Source organism: Lacticaseibacillus pantheris DSM 15945 = JCM 12539 = NBRC 106106, from assembly GCF_001591865.1.
Classification (GTDB): domain Bacteria; phylum Bacillota; class Bacilli; order Lactobacillales; family Lactobacillaceae; genus Lacticaseibacillus; species Lacticaseibacillus pantheris.
Genome location: NZ_BCVS01000055.1, coordinates 1 through 16,152, shown reverse-complemented (window position 1 = coordinate 16,152; position 16,152 = coordinate 1). Strand labels below are relative to the sequence as shown.

The window sequence follows — 16,152 nt, the reverse complement described above, 5'->3', positions numbered from 1 at the left end:
GGAGTACCCCACGTAAGCCGCAGCTCACCGATCCGGCCAACGCTGCCGGCTACCACTACAACAAACTCTCACTGCCGGCAAAAGATTCCGGTGGGTGTCCGTACCGGTTTGCGGTAGAATTACAGTAACAAAGGACGTGTACACGATAACTACGGAGGTTAGATGATGCTTTACTTTGAAAACGACTACGCTGAAGGTGCCGCCCCCGCCGTCCTACAGGCGTTAGTGGACAGCAACATGGAACACCTACCCGGATACGGTGAAGATAAATACAGTAAACGGGCCGCGGACAAAATCCGCACGGCTTTGGATTGTCCCCAGGCTACCGTTAAGTTCATCACCGGCGGCACGCAGACTAACGCGCTGGCGCTTGATATTTTGCTGGCACCCTACGAGGGCATTATTGCCGCCGACACCGCGCACATCAACACTCACGAAGCGGGGGCAATCGAGTTCACTGGCCACAAGGTGTTGGCTCAACCAAGTCAGTCGGGTAAAATCGACGCAACCACCATCCAAAAATTTCTGGAGGAGTGGCGGGCAGACGGTAGCCACGAACACATGGTACAGCCGGGAATGGTGTACTTAACTTTCCCAACTGAGTACGGGACACTGTACACCGCCGAAGAGTTGCGTGCAATTAGTGATGTTTGTCGGGCGAACGCCCTCCAGTTGTATGTTGATGGCGCCCGTTTGGCATACGGCTTGGCAGCGTCCGCAGACGTGACTTTGCCATTGCTGGCTGAACTATGCGACGCATTTTATATTGGTGGCACCAAGTGTGGTGCGCTCGCTGGCGAAGCGCTGGTTATTCCGCGCCCCGAGCGTGTGCCTGCCCACCTAGTTAATCGCATCAAGCAACACGGCGCGTTGGTGGCTAAGGGGCGCCTGCTAGGGGTGCAGTTTGACGCGTTATTTACGGATGGTTTGTACTTACGTTTAGGTGAACATGCCTTGGCGATGGCTGCCACTTTGCATGACGCATTGGTGGACAACGGTTTGCAGCTGTTTATCGACTCGCCCACCAACCAGCAATTCGTCGTGCCGGATAATGCCCAGCGGGACCAGTTGGCCAAGATGGTGCGGTTTAGCGTTTGGGGTAAGTACGACGATACGCATACCGTCATCCGGCTCGCGACTAGTTGGGCCACGACGGCTGAGGATGTGGCGGCACTGGATGCGGAGTTGCGGCGACTATGATGGGGGTGGAAGGATAATATGACGGTTAAGGGCACGATTACGAGTATGCGTGACGATTTGAGTGGTGCGGAGCGCAAAGTGGCCGACTACATTGTGCATAATCCTGAAAATGTATTGGCGATGAATGGTCACCAGTTGGCGAGCGCCGCGGGTACCAGTGCGCCGACCGTTAGTCGTTTAGTGAAACGCCTTGGCTTTGACACGTACACCCAGCTGAAGGTGCAACTGGGGGCAGACCAGGGTGCCGGTGCAGGCGAGTTTAACGGTGATGAAGAAATTCGAGCACACGAAAGCTTGAAAAGTATCACTACCAAGCTACTACAGAATGCTGAACGTTCTTTGCATGAAACGATTGATCAGGTGCGGGACGACGATGTCAATTTGTTAGTCACCAAATTGGAGCAGGCCGACTTAATTCTCTGTTTCGGTGTTGGTGCGTCTTACCTAGTCGCCCAAAATATTGCCCAAAAGTGGTCCCGCATTGGTAGCGACGTGATTGCGAGTGATGACCTTAACCAGATACTGCCCCTTGCGGTGAATAAACAAAAGAAAATTGTGTTTTGGTTTATCTCTAATTCTGGCGAATCGCCCGAAGCAGTGATGGGTGCACGCATGGCGCGTCAACAGGGTGTGACCACCGTTGCCCTGACGAAACTGGGGGATAACTCGTTGGTGCGCAACGCCGATATTGTTGTTCAAACATCACAACCCGCAGAAGCAACAATTAGGTTTGCGGCTACCCAGTCGCTACACGCACAATTCATGTTGATTGACACCATTTACTACGCCTATGTCAGCAAGCACTACGATGACGCAAAACAACGGATTACAGATTCGCGGTCGTTGTTAGCGGAATATAAGCGCAGGTTCATGGATAGTACGCACAATTAACTGGTTGGTAAATTCATACTCGAGAAATTATATTTCAAGGCTAAAATAAAAACGTTGAAATTAAATTTTAAAGATGTTACACTCAAGTCATCAAGGAAAGGGCTTTCATTTCCGGATGACTTTTTTATTTAACTAATTAGGGAGGTGACGCTGTTTGCTAGGATTTTCGGTTTACCTGAGTCGGGAGCTAGATGCGGGAACCCATGAGTATATTCACCAAATGGCTCAGACTGGTTACGAAACAGTTTTTACTTCGTTGCACATCCCCGAGGATGATGTGAACGTTCTACTCACAAGGCTGCGACAACTAACGGCCTGGTGCCAGGAGGAGCAAATGCAGGTGGTTGCTGATGTGTCTGCGGATGGTTTTGAACGGTTAGGGTGGTCATTACAGGATTACCAAACTGTCAGTTCTACTGGACTAACAGGTCTACGCATTGATGATGGCATTAATATGCGTGACGTTGCGTTGTTGAGTAACCACATGTTGGTCGCGCTGAATGCCAGTACATTGTCAGAGCAAGACTTAACCACGTTACGGACGGAGCAAGCGAATTTTGACAACATTGAGGCGTGGCACAACTACTACCCCCGGCCCGAGACAGGCCTGGACCGCCAGTGGTTTTTGAGTAAAAATCAGTGGCTACACCAACATGGACTTAAGGTTATGGCCTTTGTGCCAGGAGATGGGCAAAGGCGCGGGCCACTCTTTAAGGGATTACCGACGTTGGAGGAGCACCGACAGATCCGACCAATTTGGGCAACGGTGGATCTCCTGAATTTAGATGTGGATAGCGTGTTTGTGGGTGACGAAACGGTTACCGAGGACACCATGAAGACGATTGCCGCGTACGTTCAAACCGAAATAATTAGTCTGCATGTTAGCGGTCTCCCTGAGAAGCTGCAGGGTACTGAATGGCATAACCGTCCAGACGTTGCGCGCGATGTGATCCGTTTCCAGGAGGCGAGGACGCGGCAATTACTGTCAACAGAACCCGGCGAGGTGGCACAAAGTCGTCCGGTTGGCAGCCTCACCGTGGATAACTCACGGTACGGTCGGTATGCTGGTGAAATACAGATAACGAGACATGATTTGCCGGCCGACAAAGCGGTGAACGTTGTGGGCCGCGTTTGTCAGGCAGACCGAGTGGCGTTAGACCTAATTGATGCAGACCGAGCAGTGCAATTAGTAACTGATGATTAAGGCCGCGTATTATGTAGGCCAAGAAAAGGAATTGATGATAATGGATTTAGCAAGTTTAACAACAGAAACACGTAATGAACGTACAAGCCACTTAGACGAGATGAGTATTCACGAATTTGCAGAAACGATGAATAGTGAGGACCAAACGGTGGCGGTTAGTGTCCACAACGCGTTGCCCGCGATTGAGCAGTCAGTTGCCACCATTGCAGCGCGGTTCAAACGGGGCGGCCGGCTGTTTTACATTGGGGCCGGCACGAGTGGTCGCTTAGGGGTTCTGGATGCCGCCGAGTGTGTCCCGACCTTTGGCACCGATCCAGAAATGGTACAGGGATTGATTGCGGGCGGTATGTCCGCGATGACGGTAGCCGTTGAGGGCGCGGAGGACGATCCAGAGCTGGCCGTAAAGGATTTACGGTCACACCAGTTGGGCACTGACGATACGGTGGTGGGAATTGCCGCCTCTGGTCGTACACCCTATGTGGTTGGTGGTCTGGATTATGCTCACGAAATTGGCGCAGCGACAATTAGTTTAGCGTGCAATACCAACGCCGTAATTTCCCGACACGCTCAGACGGCCATCGAAGTACCGGTAGGTCCAGAGGTGTTGACCGGGTCAACGCGGTTAAAGGCTGGTACGGCACAGAAATTGGTCCTAAACATGTTATCGACTGGTTCGATGGTGCAGATTGGTAAGGTGTACGGCAACTTGATGGTGGACGTCCGGCCGACTAACGAAAAGCTGGTCGAGCGGAGTCAACGCATCATCATGCAGGCCACTGATACAAGTAGCGAGACTGCAGCGAAGGCCTTTCGTGAATCTGGTGAGAACGTTAAGTTAGCCATCGTTATGGTGTTGACCGGTTTAGGCCCTGATGAAGCGGCACAAAAGCTGAGTGATGCCGATGGCTTTATTGGTCGGGTGAAGGTGGATTAGGAATTATACATTTGGTAAGGAGAGAGCATCATGGCAGATAAGTATCAAAATATCGGTGATGGCATTTACGACCACGTTGGTGGCCCCGAGAATGTCTCAAAGCTGATCCATTGTATGACGCGTGTGCGCATGACCATTCGTGATGATAGCGAGGTCGATATTGAAGGGCTTAAGAAGGTACCCGGCGTCCTCGGGGTTGCGCAGGAGGACACACTGCAGGTCATCGTTGGTCCGGGTGTGGTGAACAAAGTCGCGCAGGCCATGGTCGACGAAGTGGGTGTCGATTTAGGTGAACCGTTCCCTGATTCAGCGAAAAAGGGCACAAGCTATGCGAGTGGCAAGTCCGCGGTTGAGGCCAAGGCGGCGGAAGTGCACGCGGCCCAAAAAGCCAAACTGAAGCAGACCTGGTGGCGTGCGGCGTTGAAGCATATTAGCTCCATCTTCATTCCTTTGATTCCGGCGTTTGTCGGTGCGGGGCTGATTTCCGGTATTGCCGGGATTCTGGCTAACATGCAGACTGCCGGGGACTTGGGCGCTAGCTGGACGACGTTTATCACCGTGCTCAAAGTTATCAACGGTGGTCTGTTTACCTACCTGAATATTTACGTTGGTATTAACGCGGCCAAAGAATTTAAGGCAACACCTGGATTGGGTGGTATCATTGCGGGCCTGATTTATCTACCCGGTGTGATTGCGCCCGTCACAATTCCCAATATTTTTACCGGCTCGCCCTTAGTTGCCGGTTCTGGCGGGATTATCGGGGTACTGTTTGCCGTATGGGTAATGTCTTACGTAGAGCGTCTATTCCACAAGTACATTCCTGATTCAATCGATATTATTTTTGTTCCGTTTTTGACGCTATTAATTGTCGGCTGCTTTACCATCTTTTTGGTGATGCCAACTGCTGGTTGGGTGTCCAACTCGTTAGTGGGTTCCATTAACTGGGTGCTCAATGTTGGTGGAGCGTTCTCCGGATTTATGCTGGGACTCTTCTTCCTGCCAATGGTTATGTTGGGGTTACATCAAATTTTGACGCCAATTCATCTAGAAATGATCAAGAGCATGGGCAACACGCCTTTGCTACCAATTTTAGCTATGGCGGGTGCTGGTCAGGTTGGTGCAGCCATTGCCCTGTGGATTCGTTGCCGGAAGAATAAGCAGTTAACCGGCATGATTAAGGGGGCGTTGCCCGTTGGTATCTTAGGCGTGGGTGAACCGTTGATTTATGGGGTGTCACTGCCGCTGGGCCGTCCGTTCATTACTGCCTGTGTGGGTGGTGGTATCGGTGGTGCCGTAATTGGTGCTATCGGCGGCATTGGTGCTACTTCAATTGGACCATCAGGTATGGCCCTCATTCCGTTGATTGATAATGGCAAGTGGTTAGGCTACGTCTTTGGCCTACTCGCCGCTTATGCCGGTGGTTTCCTGGCAACGTACTTCTTTGGTGTACCGAAGACAGCTATGTTGGCACATGATGCTAATGGTAACCTGATCGATGATGCGATTGCTACTGAGAGCAAAGAAGAACGAGCTACGACTGCCGACGTTGACCAGATTATGACTGCCGCACCGATTCCTGGCGCTAACACGGGCCTAGTTGCTCCGGTAGCTGGTTCCCTCGTTCAGATAACGGAAGTCAAAGATGATGCCTTTTCCCAAAAAATGTTGGGTGACGGCTTTGCCATCGAACCAACGATGGAGGCAATTGCCGCACCAGCTGATGGAACGATTATCAGCCTGACTAATACAAAACATGCCTTTACCCTCAAGACTGGTACTGGCTTGGAACTGCTAGTACATTTGGGTCTGGATACCGTGGAGCTTGGTGGCGTACCATTCAGCTTTGACATTCAGCCTGGTCAGCAAGTAATTAGTGGTCAGCAGATCGGTACGATGGACTTACAGCAAATTAAGGATGCGGGTAAGGACACGACTGTCATCACGGTCATTACCAACATGGACGCCGTGGCTAACGTCACCGAGTACTATAATGGTCCAGTTGACGTTGGCGCGCCGGTGCTTCAGGTACGTAATAAGTAACTTTCTGTGCACTACAATTTAATACTTTCTCTACTGTGCAAAGCCGTCGCGCGAATCTACCCAGATATTCGTGTGGCGGTTTTTTTGTGGCCTTTGGGGACATAATTTGGGCAAATGATTGTGGTTGTTGAGATTATTACTAGCTGTGAATGATAAAACCATCAACATTGGCTTGATAAGTAGGGTAATATTACTTGTGGATACACTGCAAGGTTGCCTTAGTAGCAGGCGTTGTCACCACTTTAATGTTTAAACATATGGTGAAAAATTGTCGATCTTAATCTTTTTGGGAGTAATTGACAGCGCATACATTAAGGAGTATAACAACCTTGTAGTTGTTATGATGACATAACAACTATGTGGGGTGAACAGGACATGTCAAACGAAATCCCTTTGTACCAAAACATGATTAATGATCTAATTCATCAAATTGAGGGTGGCAAACTGCAACAGGATGCTAAATTGCCATCAGAAGCTGACCTTGGTGATTCTTATAGTGTGAGCCGCATTACGGTGAGGCGTGCGTTAGCAGAGCTCGTTGACCGCGGATACATTTATAAACGTCATGGCATTGGCTCCTTTGTTGCACGGAAAAGTATCCCCAAGACCAACGCCATTCCGGGCATGATCAACCTGGAAAAAGTGATTCGGTCAATGGACGCTCAGCCAAGAATTGAGCTGAAGGACTTTCGACTAATTGTTAATGGGTCGGAACCGGTCGTCCGTTCCAACCTGGGATTGAACTCCGACGATTATCTGTACGTCATTGACTACCAAATTTTTGCCGATGACGACTTAGTGGGGTTAGTTCATTGGTACCTGCCATACGCGCAGTTTCCCAATCTCTATTTGAGTGAGTTAGAGCGACACCAGTTATTACCGTTACTGGTGAGCAAGTACGAGTTTAAACCTGAGTTCCAAACGCACCGTAGTAGCGACCTAGCAACGCGAGCCGAAAAGCATTTGTTCGGTTCGGTTCCAGGGAACGTAATGGTTCATTTGCGGCTCACAGGCACGGTGCAGGGAAAGTCCTTGATTTACGGTGAGATCACCTTAACGGGACAAGTAACTATGTACTTATATTGAGGAGGACTTACTTATGGGTGAACCAGATATTGTATTAACGCGAGTGGACAACCGCCTTGTGCACGGGCAGGTCGGTGTTGTGTGGACGTCATCGGTGGGAGCAAACCTCCTGTTGGTGGCAAATGATGACACTGCCGAGGACGAATTACAGCAACAACTGATGTCGGCCACTGCAGATTCATCCGGGGTGGGTATCCGCTTTTGGACAATTGATAAGACCATCAGTACTATTCACAAAGCTAGCGCGCGTCAGCACATTTTCCTAGTTGTGCGGACACCACAGGATGCTCGGCGTCTGGTGGAAGGTGGCGTGCCGATTCACGAGTTGAATATTGGAAACATGCACTTTTCTGACGGTAAGGAACAGGTTACAAAGTACACCTATATGAACCAACAGGATAAGGACGACTTGCGGGCTGTTGCTGACGCCGGGGTGAATGTCTTTATCCAGGAAACTCCAGATGACAAAAAAATAAAAATTCAGGAAGTGATTTAAATGTCAGTTACCCTAGTACAGGGGTTGCTCATTGGGCTCTTCGCCATTATTGCCGGCATCGACTTCTGGTTGGAAGGCTTCTACATCTTTCGGCCAATGATTGTCTGCACGGTTACGGGGTTGATTTTGGGCGACTTAAAGCTCGGCATTATTGCCGGTGGTTTAACGGAACTTGCATTTGCCGGATTAACTCCGGTCGGCGGGACCCAGCCGCCTAACCCCATTATGGCTGGGATTATGACTGTTGTTCTCGCATACACGACGGGACACTCGCCAGCCACTGCCATCGGTTTGGCACTACCATTCAGTATTTTGATGCAATACATTATTCTTTTCTACTACTCAGCATTCTCTGTTTTAACCAAGAAGTTGGATGAATACGCCGCTAAGGCCGAAACGCGTAAGTTTGCGTTGTTGGTACTGACGCCAACAGTCATTGTTGCTCTGTCTTACGGGATTATCGCCTTTCTGTCAGTTTACGGTGCGCAAGAACCAATGCGTGCCCTGGTTAACGCGATGCCGGTATGGTTGAGCCATGGCTTTGAAATTGCTGGTAGTATCCTGCCAGCCGTTGGGTTTGGGCTGTTGCTCAAGAGTATGCTGAAGGCTGAGTTCGTGCCGTACTTGCTGCTGGGATTCACGGCTGCCTGCTTTATTAAGTTTGGTAACCTGATGCCAGTTGCTGTAATCGGTATTGCCCTCGCATTTATCGAGTTCTACCGCGATCGTAAGGATGACGAGAAGGACAAAAAGCTACAGGCGGCGCTCGACTCAATGAAATCGGATGGAGATGATGACGATGGCATCTGAAGACACACCAAAGCGTAACAAGTTAACGCGTCGTGATATCACTAAATTGGCTTTGCGGTCACTATTTAACCAGTCAGCCATGAACTACGAACGGATGCAGGCTGATGGCTGGGCGTACGCGATGATGCCCGTACTCAAAAAGACGTATGGTGACGATAAAAAGGGTTTCAGCGAGGCCATGAAGGCCAACCTGGAATTTATCAACACCAACAACTACGCAGCTCCGCTCCTAATGGGTTTGGAAGCATCGTTGGAAGAAAATGGTCAAAAACGTTCAACCATTGATGGGCTGCGGATTGCCCTTTTTGGACCGTTAGCCGGTATTGGTGATGCCATTACTTGGTTCACAATTTTGCCAATTGTGGCAGGAATTTCTGCCTCCTTTGCAAAGCAGGGTAGTATTCTCGGACCACTGATCTTCTTCATCGTCTATGTTGGCTTGTTCTTCGCCCGTATTCCCATCGCACACTTGGGGTATACTGCCGGGACTAACGCCATCAGCCGTATTCGGGAAAGCTCAGCGATGATTTCTCGTGCTGCCAGCATCCTTGGCTGTACCGTAATTGGTGGGCTGATTGCGACTTATGTTCAAATCTCCGTGAAGACGAAGATTCCGGTTACTGCGACTAAGTCAATTTCCATTCAGACTCAATTTTTCGACAATATTTTCCCTAACATTCTACCGTTGGGTTACACGTTCCTGCTGTACTACCTGTTGAAGAAGAAGAATGTCAGTCCGGTTGTACTGATTCTGATCACCTTTGTACTGGCAATCGTACTCTCATGGTTAGGGGTGCTCTAGAATGCAAATTATTATTACTGGCCACGGCCACTTTGCTACTGGTCTGCAATCCACCATCGAGTTACTGGCTGGCCCGCAGGCACAACTGAAATATGTGGATTTTACCAGCGGAATGTCAGAATCAGAGTTACACGATGAGCTGCTGAAAAATACGTCACAAGACGAACCGGTTTTGTTCTTCTGTGATCTGTTGGGTGGAACACCATTCAAGCAGGCTGTCACCATCACCACAGAGATCACACCCGACAATGCGGTGGTTGTCGGCTGCAACGTGGGGTCTCTCCTCGAGGTGTCACCGAGCCTCAGTTCGTATTCCGGTGCTGCCGGCGATTTAGCAGATCAGTTGGTTGAACTCAGCCAGCAGCACACCAGTCATTTCAAGTTACAAAGTCATGCCACCAAGGTTGACGATGATGAAGATGGTATCTAGTACCGGGTACCACTGATGCCATGAAATGACCTACAGTTCTATCTCTACTGCGCAAAGGCGCGCCGCGAATTCTACCCAGATATTCGCGGCGCGCCCTTTGCGTATCAAACGCTATATTTAGTTGATGAAGCGAGTGTTTTTGGCTTTCCAGTCCTCTAGCTTGATTCTGACCCAGAAGCTGTAGATACCCAGTGTGATAATTGAAAGCAACAACCACTTAATCCAGTTGCCGAATAAGCCCACAGCCGAACCGTCAAACTGCATCCGGTGGCCATCAATAACAGTATGGTTGATGCGCCAGCCATATATCATTGTCAGCGACCACGGATAACAGATACCAAACGTACAGACAGTCACGATGAAGCCCAGGATGGACCAGCCAATTAGCGATAGCAAGCCTCCATCAAAGAAGGACTGCCGCCCATATTTTTCTTCCAAGTTTAAATTCTCCCAGATGCCTCGTTAAGCAATCGTTCCCTCGACCGTCTCAATATCACCCTGGCCGTCACGTTCCACAATGGCCGTGATGGCTGCGGTGATTCCACGTACGTCGTCGTCTAGCCCGAGTGATGGCGTGTTCGGTCGGTTGGTGACTTGGTCGGGGAGAAACGGAATGTGCATGAAGCCCGCCTGAATGTTGAGGAACTCTTTATCCCGCATGTACTGCACCTGGTACATGATGTGGTTGCAGACGTACGTGCCCGCGCTGTTCGAAACGCTTGCGGGCAGGCCCGCCGCCCGGATGGCCCGCGTCATCGCCTTGATGGGGAGCTGAGCAAAGTAGGCGTTCTCCCCGTCGGCGTGGATAGTGTGATTCAGCGGTTGGTAGCCCGCGTTGTCCTCAATACGGCCGTCATCCAGGTTGATGGCGACCCGTTCCGGAGTGAGGCCAAAGCGACCACCAGCTTGGCCGATATTCAGCACGTAGTCTGGTTGCTCCTGCACGATTGCGTCGTGCACTACCTCGGCACACCGGTTGAAGATTGTGGGAATTTCTAGTTTAACAATTTGTGCGTCCGCGATGGTGTCAGGCAGGCGTTTGACCGCCTCAATTGCGGGGTTAATTTTATCTGGGCCGAACGGATCAAAGCCGGTAACAAGAATCTTCATATTGAACCTCCATATGATAATTGTGTTTAGAACGCCAGAAAGTACATTAAGCCGATTTGTAGTACTAATAAAATAATGGCTACGGGGGCCTGCTGCCGAATAACGCCCATCTCGTCGTCCATCTCCATTAACGCAACGGGGAGGGAGTTGAAGTTAGCCGCCATTGGGGTCATCAGTGTGCCACAGTAACCGGACGTCATGCCGATGGCGGCGACCACGGCGACGTTACCGCCCTGCGCAATCACGAAGGGTACGCCGATAGCTGCGGTGATAACAGCAAAGGCCGCAAAGGCGTTACCCATGATGGCAGTGAACACGGCCATTGCCACACAGTATAGCACGACCCCACCAAATTGATTACCGGCTGGGAAGACGCCCGCAATCAACTTTGCAGTTAGAGTGCCCACACCCGCTGCGGTGAAGACCGCACCGAGCGTTGCCAGTAGCTGTGGCAGTACGCCGGGTGCGCCAACTGAACGGACCATGCGTTGCGTATCGCTGTAAACCTGTTTGCCCGAAGTACGGGTCATGACGATTGCAACGATGAGTGAAACTAGCGCACCAATCCCGATACCGACCTGACCACCGAGACTAGTAAACTGTGCGATGATAATGGACACGACGGCCAGCACGATGCTCGGTAGGAAAATCCAACCACCAAGTCGATGGGCCGCGGCGGTCGCGTTTTGAACGTTAACGGCGGGCAGATGACCCACTTTGATTTGGCGAGCCAGGGCGAGCACGCCGATGATGACCAGCATGGTGCCGACAACGGTGGCAGGGATGAAATCGCCAAAGGCAAAGATGATGGCGAGGAACGTCCAGAACGTGCCGGTACCGAAGCGGGCCGGATTCGACCGGTCGCGAAATGATTCGATGGCGGCCAGTGCCATCATGGCGCCGATAAGTGCGTACAACGCAATAAGTAAGTTATTCACCATTATTTGTGACCCCCTTTGCTGTTATCCGCACGAAAACGGCGGTCGAATAGCGTGTTGTAGATGATGGTGACCACCAGCATCGTGATGGCTACGGGGATGCTGGCAATGACGATGCTCATCGCGCTGACGGGCTTGCCCAGTGACTTCATGGTGCTAGCGATGAGTAGGACACCCCCCGAAGCAACGAACAGGTTCTGGGCAAAGAAGTTTCCGAGGTTATCCACGGCCGCGCTCCGCCCCTTGGTGAGGTCAACCTCCGCCGGGGTGAGTTGCCGGTGCTGGCCGGCTGCCGCCTGAACCATTGGCTGGATGAGGGGCCGCACGAACTGCACTTGTCCTGATAGGCTGATACCAAAGACGTTGGCCAGGGCGCGAATGATGACGTACAGGTTCAGGATGCGTCCGGGTGTGAGGCGTTTGAGCTTCTGGATGGCCTCCACGGCGACTTGTTTCAGACCGTGACTTTCTACTAGCCCAATCATGGGCAAAGTGAGGAAGAATAGTGAGACCATGCGGTTATCCAGGAAGCTTTGTCCCAGAGTATGTAGTAGGTCGGGGATGGACATCCCGGCAAAGAGGCCGGTGACAATTGCGGCGATCACCACCACGGCGGTGGTATCCCACTTAAGGGCAAACCCAACGACAATGATGACGATGCCCAGTAATTTTAGGTATTCCATTTGCTTTCTCCTGTGATTGAATTTTTGATGGGTGATGGTACTTCCGGGTAAAGTCCCTTATGCTCTGGCTTTTACCCGCGGGGCTCCGCTCTGTTTCTCGTCTTCTCCAGCGCCCTCACCAACTGTTGCATCACCTCGCGCCACTCCCCGTATGTTTCCGGGTCGGTCTGCCTTAGTGCCTCCACAATTAGCTTGGTATTGCGCGGTAACTGGCTCCGTAACTCCGTCAGTGTCGACGCCTCCGTCCGCTGAATGATTCCGTACGCTGCATTGAGCGCCGCCGCTTTGGTCTCGTCATCCAGCGTGTCCACCCAGAGGTTAATCGTTCGCTGTGCCCGCTGTGATAGCGCGCTGGTGGTGGGGAGGTAGGCAAAGTCGTCGCCGTCAACCTGCCACGTGAACGGATCGTGTTGCCGCGGCCCCTTTGCCTTGCTCCGCACGACGCTGAAGTCGCGTGTCCGCTCCATAATCATGCCGATGACCGAATTTTCTGGGACTAACTTGTGGACAACTGCACCCGCACCAGTGGGTAACGGTGCCCCCAAACCAGGACCATCTAGGTTGTACACACTAATAATCCGTTGCTGGGCCTGCCGACTGTTGTGAATGTACGCGTACGCCGCCAAGTTACCACCCTTGGAGTGACCACCAATGTAGAACCGTCCGGGGTATCGCTCAAGCTGGTGGCGCACATACCGGGCCGCGTCGACCTGCGACGGCGTGGCGTCCATGTAGGTCATGTTGAAATCCTCTTTCCAGTCCACGAAGCTGGCCCGCGTCCCCCGAAACGCAACGTAATAGAGTTCTGGGGCCAGGCGTAACGTCATGACTGAAAATTGCTGCTGCAGCTCCAGGTCGCGGCGGTTGAGGTAATCGAGAATTTGCGTACGCGCAAATCGTGGTGAACGTCCCAACAGGCGGACTAGCTGCCGGTTGCCATCCTCGTTCCAGGTGCCGGTGACCAGATTGTCCAGTGCGGGCATGGCCGCCAGCACGCCGAGGTTGGGGATGTCGCGTTGAGCAAAGTCGTCTAGGTTCAGGTATGCGAGTTGGGCTAGCGCGGTCGCCTCAACTGGATTGAGCGGCATCACGTTAGGCGCTTCCGTACGTGGTTGCGCCAAGTAATCGAGCATGGTGGCCATTGCATCTACTTCCTTTCGTGCATTACCACCATATTATAACGTAAGCCCATTAATTGTCTTTATGCGTCAAAGATGTGCGGGTGTTGTCCCGGTGGAAAAACGGTCGCAATCAAATTGTTGTGCCCGTCAGTAATTTCGTGCACCGGTACGGTGAGGCGGGCTTCCCACACCATGTTGTTGCGCACACGCTGCCACATGTGTGGACTGAGGCTATGAAACTCCACGCGCATGGTGCTGGGATCGGCGGCGCGACGCAGCTCAATCACGCCAAATTTATCGGTGGCGACGGTCAGCGTCTGTTCGTGTTCGTCACCATGAATGTCGGGTTGCGTTGCGAGTTGGCGAAACGGATGGGTGGCCATGTATGCATCAATGTTCGGCGTTGGGTGCAAAGTAATGGTGAGTCCCATCAACGTAATGTCGATATCCTGCTCGGTACTGCCTTCCTGTTTCTGTCGGTCCACCACGCGCCGGGCAACCTGCTGGCCCAGTTGGGTAATGGCGTCCAGTTGTAGGGCGACGTCGGCGGTAATGGCCTCAATGAACTCGTCCTTCATGTTCATAGCGATTTCCCCCTCGTATGTAAATGCTGAGACATAGCTGTGTACGTATATTGTATGCGGTTTAACCCGCAATGAGAATGGTTTATGTCAGACAAAGTAACATTTATTTTGTGATTGAATAACGCAAATAGTCCCCAGGCGACTTTGCCCGGGGACTAAGGTGTTTCTACATATTAAATGGTCGAACTACTATTGTCCGGTCCACTGCCACGGATCCTGGCGCCATTGCCGGACGCTATCCAGCTCGGAGCTAGGCAGGTGGCCGTGGGCAACGGCAGCGTTGATGAGGTGGTCGTAATCAGTGAGGCTGGTGAGGTTGATGCCGGCTTCCGCAAAGTTGCGCGTGGCGTCGGGCAACTGGTAGCTAAAAATTGCGCAAATGCCGAGCACGGTGGCGCCGGCCGCCTGAACGGCTTTGGCCGCGTTCAGCACACTACCGCCCGTGGAAATCAGGTCGTCGATAAGCACCACTTTGTCGGTCGCCGTCAGTTTACCCTCAGTTTGTTTTCCTTGGCCGTGGTCCTTAGGTTTTGCACGGACGTAAATGAGTGGCAGGTTGAGGTTAGCGGCGACCAAAGTAGCGTGGGGGATGCCGGCGGTGGCCACGCCGCCAATAACGGTAGCGTCTGGATACTGCTCGGCAATCGTCCGGGTGAGGCCGACCGCAATTTGTTCGCGTACACGCGGGTAGGCGATGGTGAGGCGGTTATCCGTGTATATCGGCGCCTTGATACCACTCGCCCAAGTAAATGGCGGCGTGGTGCGCAGCGTGACGGCGTTGATGTCCAGCAGGTCGCTGGCGATTAGGTTGGCGATATCCTCATTCATTGAGTGGTTCCTCCCAAAGTGATTTGATGTGTTGATAAGCTGCGACGGGGTCGGCCGCCTGGGTGATTGGCCGGCCAACGACAATTCCCCGGCTGCCGGCACGGCGAGCGGCGTCGGGAGTCATAACCCGTACCTGATCATCGTGGACGGCGTTGGCGAGGCGAATACCAGGGGTGATGAAGAGAAAGTCATCTGGGAGCCCGGGTTGCATACGCGCTACTTCGGCCGCGCTGGAAACGACGCCGTCCAAGCCACTGGTTGCCGCAAGTTGAGCGAGGTGGTTGACGGATTCGGGTAGGGGCACGGCGACCTGTTGCTCGTCGCGTAGAGCTGTTGGGCTGGTGGACGTTAGCTGGGTAATGGCCAAGATCTTCGCGGGGGCAACACCACTAGCAGCAGCGCCATCGCGGATGCCGCGTTTGGCTGCGGCCATCATTACGCTACCCCCCTGAGCGTGAACGGTGGTGAGGGCGACACCGAGGGCGCCGATAATACGGCCGGCGCTTTCCACGGTGTTGGGGATGTCGTGGAGCTTAAGGTCAAGGAAGACGCGGACGCCCAGCGATTGCAAAGCCTGGACGATGGCGGTGCCACCTTGGTAATAGAGTTCCATGCCGACTTTGCAGAACAGCTCTTCCGGATGTGGGAACCGGCGGACAAAGGCCAGGGCGTCGGCGGGGGTGGGGAAGTCTAGTGCGATGATCACGGGTGGGGCTGAATGCGGATTGATGGACAAAATAAAACACCTCACAGACTGCCCCGTGAGGTGTTTGGGCGCGACCGAATAGACGGCACCCATACCGATGTTGTAACTTACTGGCCTCACGGGACCAACTTAAAGTTTTAAATTGACCTCAGTATACCCGGCCATTCCATCACCGTCAAATTGTTTTTGAGGGTGGTGCAGGGGTAGTGGCCTGGTGGGCTACACCTTGGTGGGACATTCCACGGTGACCGCTGCTAGGGCGAAACCTCCAATCGGCAAAGAGCGCCGA

18 protein-coding genes are annotated in these 16,152 nt (G+C 52.4%); 10 read left to right on the top strand and 8 right to left on the bottom strand.

Translation table 11 applies throughout. The features are described 5' to 3' along the window. Positions 1-165 precede the first annotated feature (165 nt). From LPA02S_RS07095 to LPA02S_RS07050, 10 genes are all read left to right on the top strand, one after another. Positions 166-1,200 (top strand): threonine aldolase family protein, encoded by a 1,035-nt coding sequence (locus LPA02S_RS07095; protein ID WP_056956367.1) that lies wholly within the window; start codon positions 166-168, stop codon positions 1,198-1,200. An 18-nt stretch (positions 1,201-1,218) separates the two neighbouring features. Continuing rightward, positions 1,219-2,091, top strand: a complete 873-nt coding sequence (locus LPA02S_RS07090) for a MurR/RpiR family transcriptional regulator (RefSeq protein WP_054651522.1) — start codon at positions 1,219-1,221, stop codon at positions 2,089-2,091. A gap of 154 nt (positions 2,092-2,245) precedes the next feature. Then, positions 2,246-3,295 (top strand): DUF871 domain-containing protein, encoded by a 1,050-nt coding sequence (locus LPA02S_RS07085; protein WP_082405511.1) that lies wholly within the window; start codon positions 2,246-2,248, stop codon positions 3,293-3,295. A gap of 34 nt (positions 3,296-3,329) precedes the next feature. Beyond that, the gene (gene murQ / locus LPA02S_RS07080) at positions 3,330-4,229 is read left to right on the top strand and encodes an N-acetylmuramic acid 6-phosphate etherase (RefSeq protein WP_173585395.1); all 900 of its coding nucleotides are present in this window, start codon (positions 3,330-3,332) and stop codon (positions 4,227-4,229) included. 27 nt (positions 4,230-4,256) lie between these two features. Further along, positions 4,257-6,269 carry a glucose PTS transporter subunit IIA gene (locus LPA02S_RS07075; protein ID WP_156471003.1) on the top strand — a complete coding sequence of 671 codons (2,013 nt, stop codon included), beginning with the start codon at positions 4,257-4,259 and terminating at the stop codon, positions 6,267-6,269. Positions 6,270-6,644: 375 nt separating this feature from the next. Further along, positions 6,645-7,355, top strand: coding sequence for a GntR family transcriptional regulator (locus LPA02S_RS07070; RefSeq protein WP_054651531.1), 711 nt, complete (start codon positions 6,645-6,647; stop codon positions 7,353-7,355). A gap of 13 nt (positions 7,356-7,368) precedes the next feature. Continuing rightward, positions 7,369-7,851: a PTS galactosamine transporter subunit IIB gene (gene agaB / locus LPA02S_RS07065; RefSeq protein WP_056956366.1), complete on the top strand. Its 483-nt coding sequence runs from the start codon at positions 7,369-7,371 to the stop codon at positions 7,849-7,851. Continuing rightward, positions 7,852-8,661, top strand: coding sequence for a PTS galactosamine transporter subunit IIC (gene agaC, locus LPA02S_RS07060; RefSeq protein ID WP_054651533.1), 810 nt, complete (start codon positions 7,852-7,854; stop codon positions 8,659-8,661). Beyond that, a complete protein-coding gene (gene agaD / locus LPA02S_RS07055) occupies positions 8,651-9,463 on the top strand; it encodes a PTS galactosamine transporter subunit IID (protein ID WP_056956365.1) in 813 nt (270 codons plus the stop codon). Before agaC ends, agaD begins: the two co-directional genes overlap by 11 nt. A gap of 1 nt (position 9,464) precedes the next feature. Further along, positions 9,465-9,893: a PTS sugar transporter subunit IIA domain-containing protein gene (locus LPA02S_RS07050; protein WP_054651535.1), complete on the top strand. Its 429-nt coding sequence runs from the start codon at positions 9,465-9,467 to the stop codon at positions 9,891-9,893. A 117-nt stretch (positions 9,894-10,010) separates the two neighbouring features. Here LPA02S_RS07050 and LPA02S_RS07045 read toward each other — a convergent pair whose 3' ends face one another. The 8 genes from LPA02S_RS07045 to pyrF form a co-directional block, all read right to left on the bottom strand. Beyond that, positions 10,011-10,331 carry a DUF898 family protein gene (locus tag LPA02S_RS07045; protein ID WP_056956364.1) on the bottom strand — a complete coding sequence of 107 codons (321 nt, stop codon included), beginning with the start codon at positions 10,329-10,331 and terminating at the stop codon, positions 10,011-10,013. Positions 10,332-10,355: 24 nt separating this feature from the next. Further along, positions 10,356-11,003, bottom strand: a complete 648-nt coding sequence (pcp, locus tag LPA02S_RS07040; protein WP_054651537.1) for a pyroglutamyl-peptidase I — start codon at positions 11,001-11,003, stop codon at positions 10,356-10,358. A 26-nt stretch (positions 11,004-11,029) separates the two neighbouring features. Then, the gene (locus LPA02S_RS07035) at positions 11,030-11,944 is read right to left on the bottom strand and encodes a DUF979 domain-containing protein (protein ID WP_054651539.1); all 915 of its coding nucleotides are present in this window, start codon (positions 11,942-11,944) and stop codon (positions 11,030-11,032) included. After that, positions 11,944-12,624, bottom strand: a complete 681-nt coding sequence (locus LPA02S_RS07030; RefSeq protein ID WP_054651541.1) for a DUF969 domain-containing protein — start codon at positions 12,622-12,624, stop codon at positions 11,944-11,946. The genes LPA02S_RS07035 and LPA02S_RS07030 overlap by 1 nt, the downstream gene beginning before the upstream one ends. A 71-nt stretch (positions 12,625-12,695) precedes the next feature. Next, the gene (locus LPA02S_RS07025; protein ID WP_054651543.1) at positions 12,696-13,766 is read right to left on the bottom strand and encodes an Mbeg1-like protein; all 1,071 of its coding nucleotides are present in this window, start codon (positions 13,764-13,766) and stop codon (positions 12,696-12,698) included. 59 nt (positions 13,767-13,825) lie between these two features. After that, entirely contained in the window at positions 13,826-14,329 is a 504-nt protein-coding gene (locus LPA02S_RS07020; protein WP_054651546.1) for a hypothetical protein, read from the bottom strand. 189 nt (positions 14,330-14,518) lie between these two features. Next, positions 14,519-15,157, bottom strand: a complete 639-nt coding sequence (gene pyrE, locus LPA02S_RS07015) for an orotate phosphoribosyltransferase (RefSeq protein WP_054651548.1) — start codon at positions 15,155-15,157, stop codon at positions 14,519-14,521. After that, positions 15,150-15,908, bottom strand: a complete 759-nt coding sequence (pyrF, locus tag LPA02S_RS07010; protein ID WP_225354987.1) for an orotidine-5'-phosphate decarboxylase — start codon at positions 15,906-15,908, stop codon at positions 15,150-15,152. Before pyrF ends, pyrE begins: the two co-directional genes overlap by 8 nt. Positions 15,909-16,152 lie beyond the last annotated feature (244 nt).

Bases quoted from the DNA above. Each gene is read 5' to 3' on its own strand.
- LPA02S_RS07095 (WP_056956367.1), top strand. From the start codon at position 166: ATGCTTTACTTTGAAAACGACTACGCTGAAGGTGCCGCCCCCGCCGTC.
- LPA02S_RS07090 (WP_054651522.1), top strand. From the start codon at position 1,219: ATGACGGTTAAGGGCACGATTACGAGTATGCGTGACGATTTGAGTGGT.
- murQ (WP_173585395.1), top strand. From the start codon at position 3,330: ATGATAATGGATTTAGCAAGTTTAACAACAGAAACACGTAATGAACGT.
- LPA02S_RS07070 (WP_054651531.1), top strand. From the start codon at position 6,645: ATGTCAAACGAAATCCCTTTGTACCAAAACATGATTAATGATCTAATT.
- agaB (WP_056956366.1), top strand. From the start codon at position 7,369: ATGGGTGAACCAGATATTGTATTAACGCGAGTGGACAACCGCCTTGTG.
- agaC (WP_054651533.1), top strand. From the start codon at position 7,852: ATGTCAGTTACCCTAGTACAGGGGTTGCTCATTGGGCTCTTCGCCATT.
- agaD (WP_056956365.1), top strand. From the start codon at position 8,651: ATGGCATCTGAAGACACACCAAAGCGTAACAAGTTAACGCGTCGTGAT.
- LPA02S_RS07050 (WP_054651535.1), top strand. From the start codon at position 9,465: ATGCAAATTATTATTACTGGCCACGGCCACTTTGCTACTGGTCTGCAA.
- pcp (WP_054651537.1), bottom strand. From the start codon at position 11,003: ATGAAGATTCTTGTTACCGGCTTTGATCCGTTCGGCCCAGATAAAATT.
- LPA02S_RS07035 (WP_054651539.1), bottom strand. From the start codon at position 11,944: ATGGTGAATAACTTACTTATTGCGTTGTACGCACTTATCGGCGCCATG.
- LPA02S_RS07030 (WP_054651541.1), bottom strand. From the start codon at position 12,624: ATGGAATACCTAAAATTACTGGGCATCGTCATCATTGTCGTTGGGTTT.
- LPA02S_RS07025 (WP_054651543.1), bottom strand. From the start codon at position 13,766: ATGGCCACCATGCTCGATTACTTGGCGCAACCACGTACGGAAGCGCCT.
- LPA02S_RS07020 (WP_054651546.1), bottom strand. From the start codon at position 14,329: ATGAACATGAAGGACGAGTTCATTGAGGCCATTACCGCCGACGTCGCC.
- pyrE (WP_054651548.1), bottom strand. From the start codon at position 15,157: ATGAATGAGGATATCGCCAACCTAATCGCCAGCGACCTGCTGGACATC.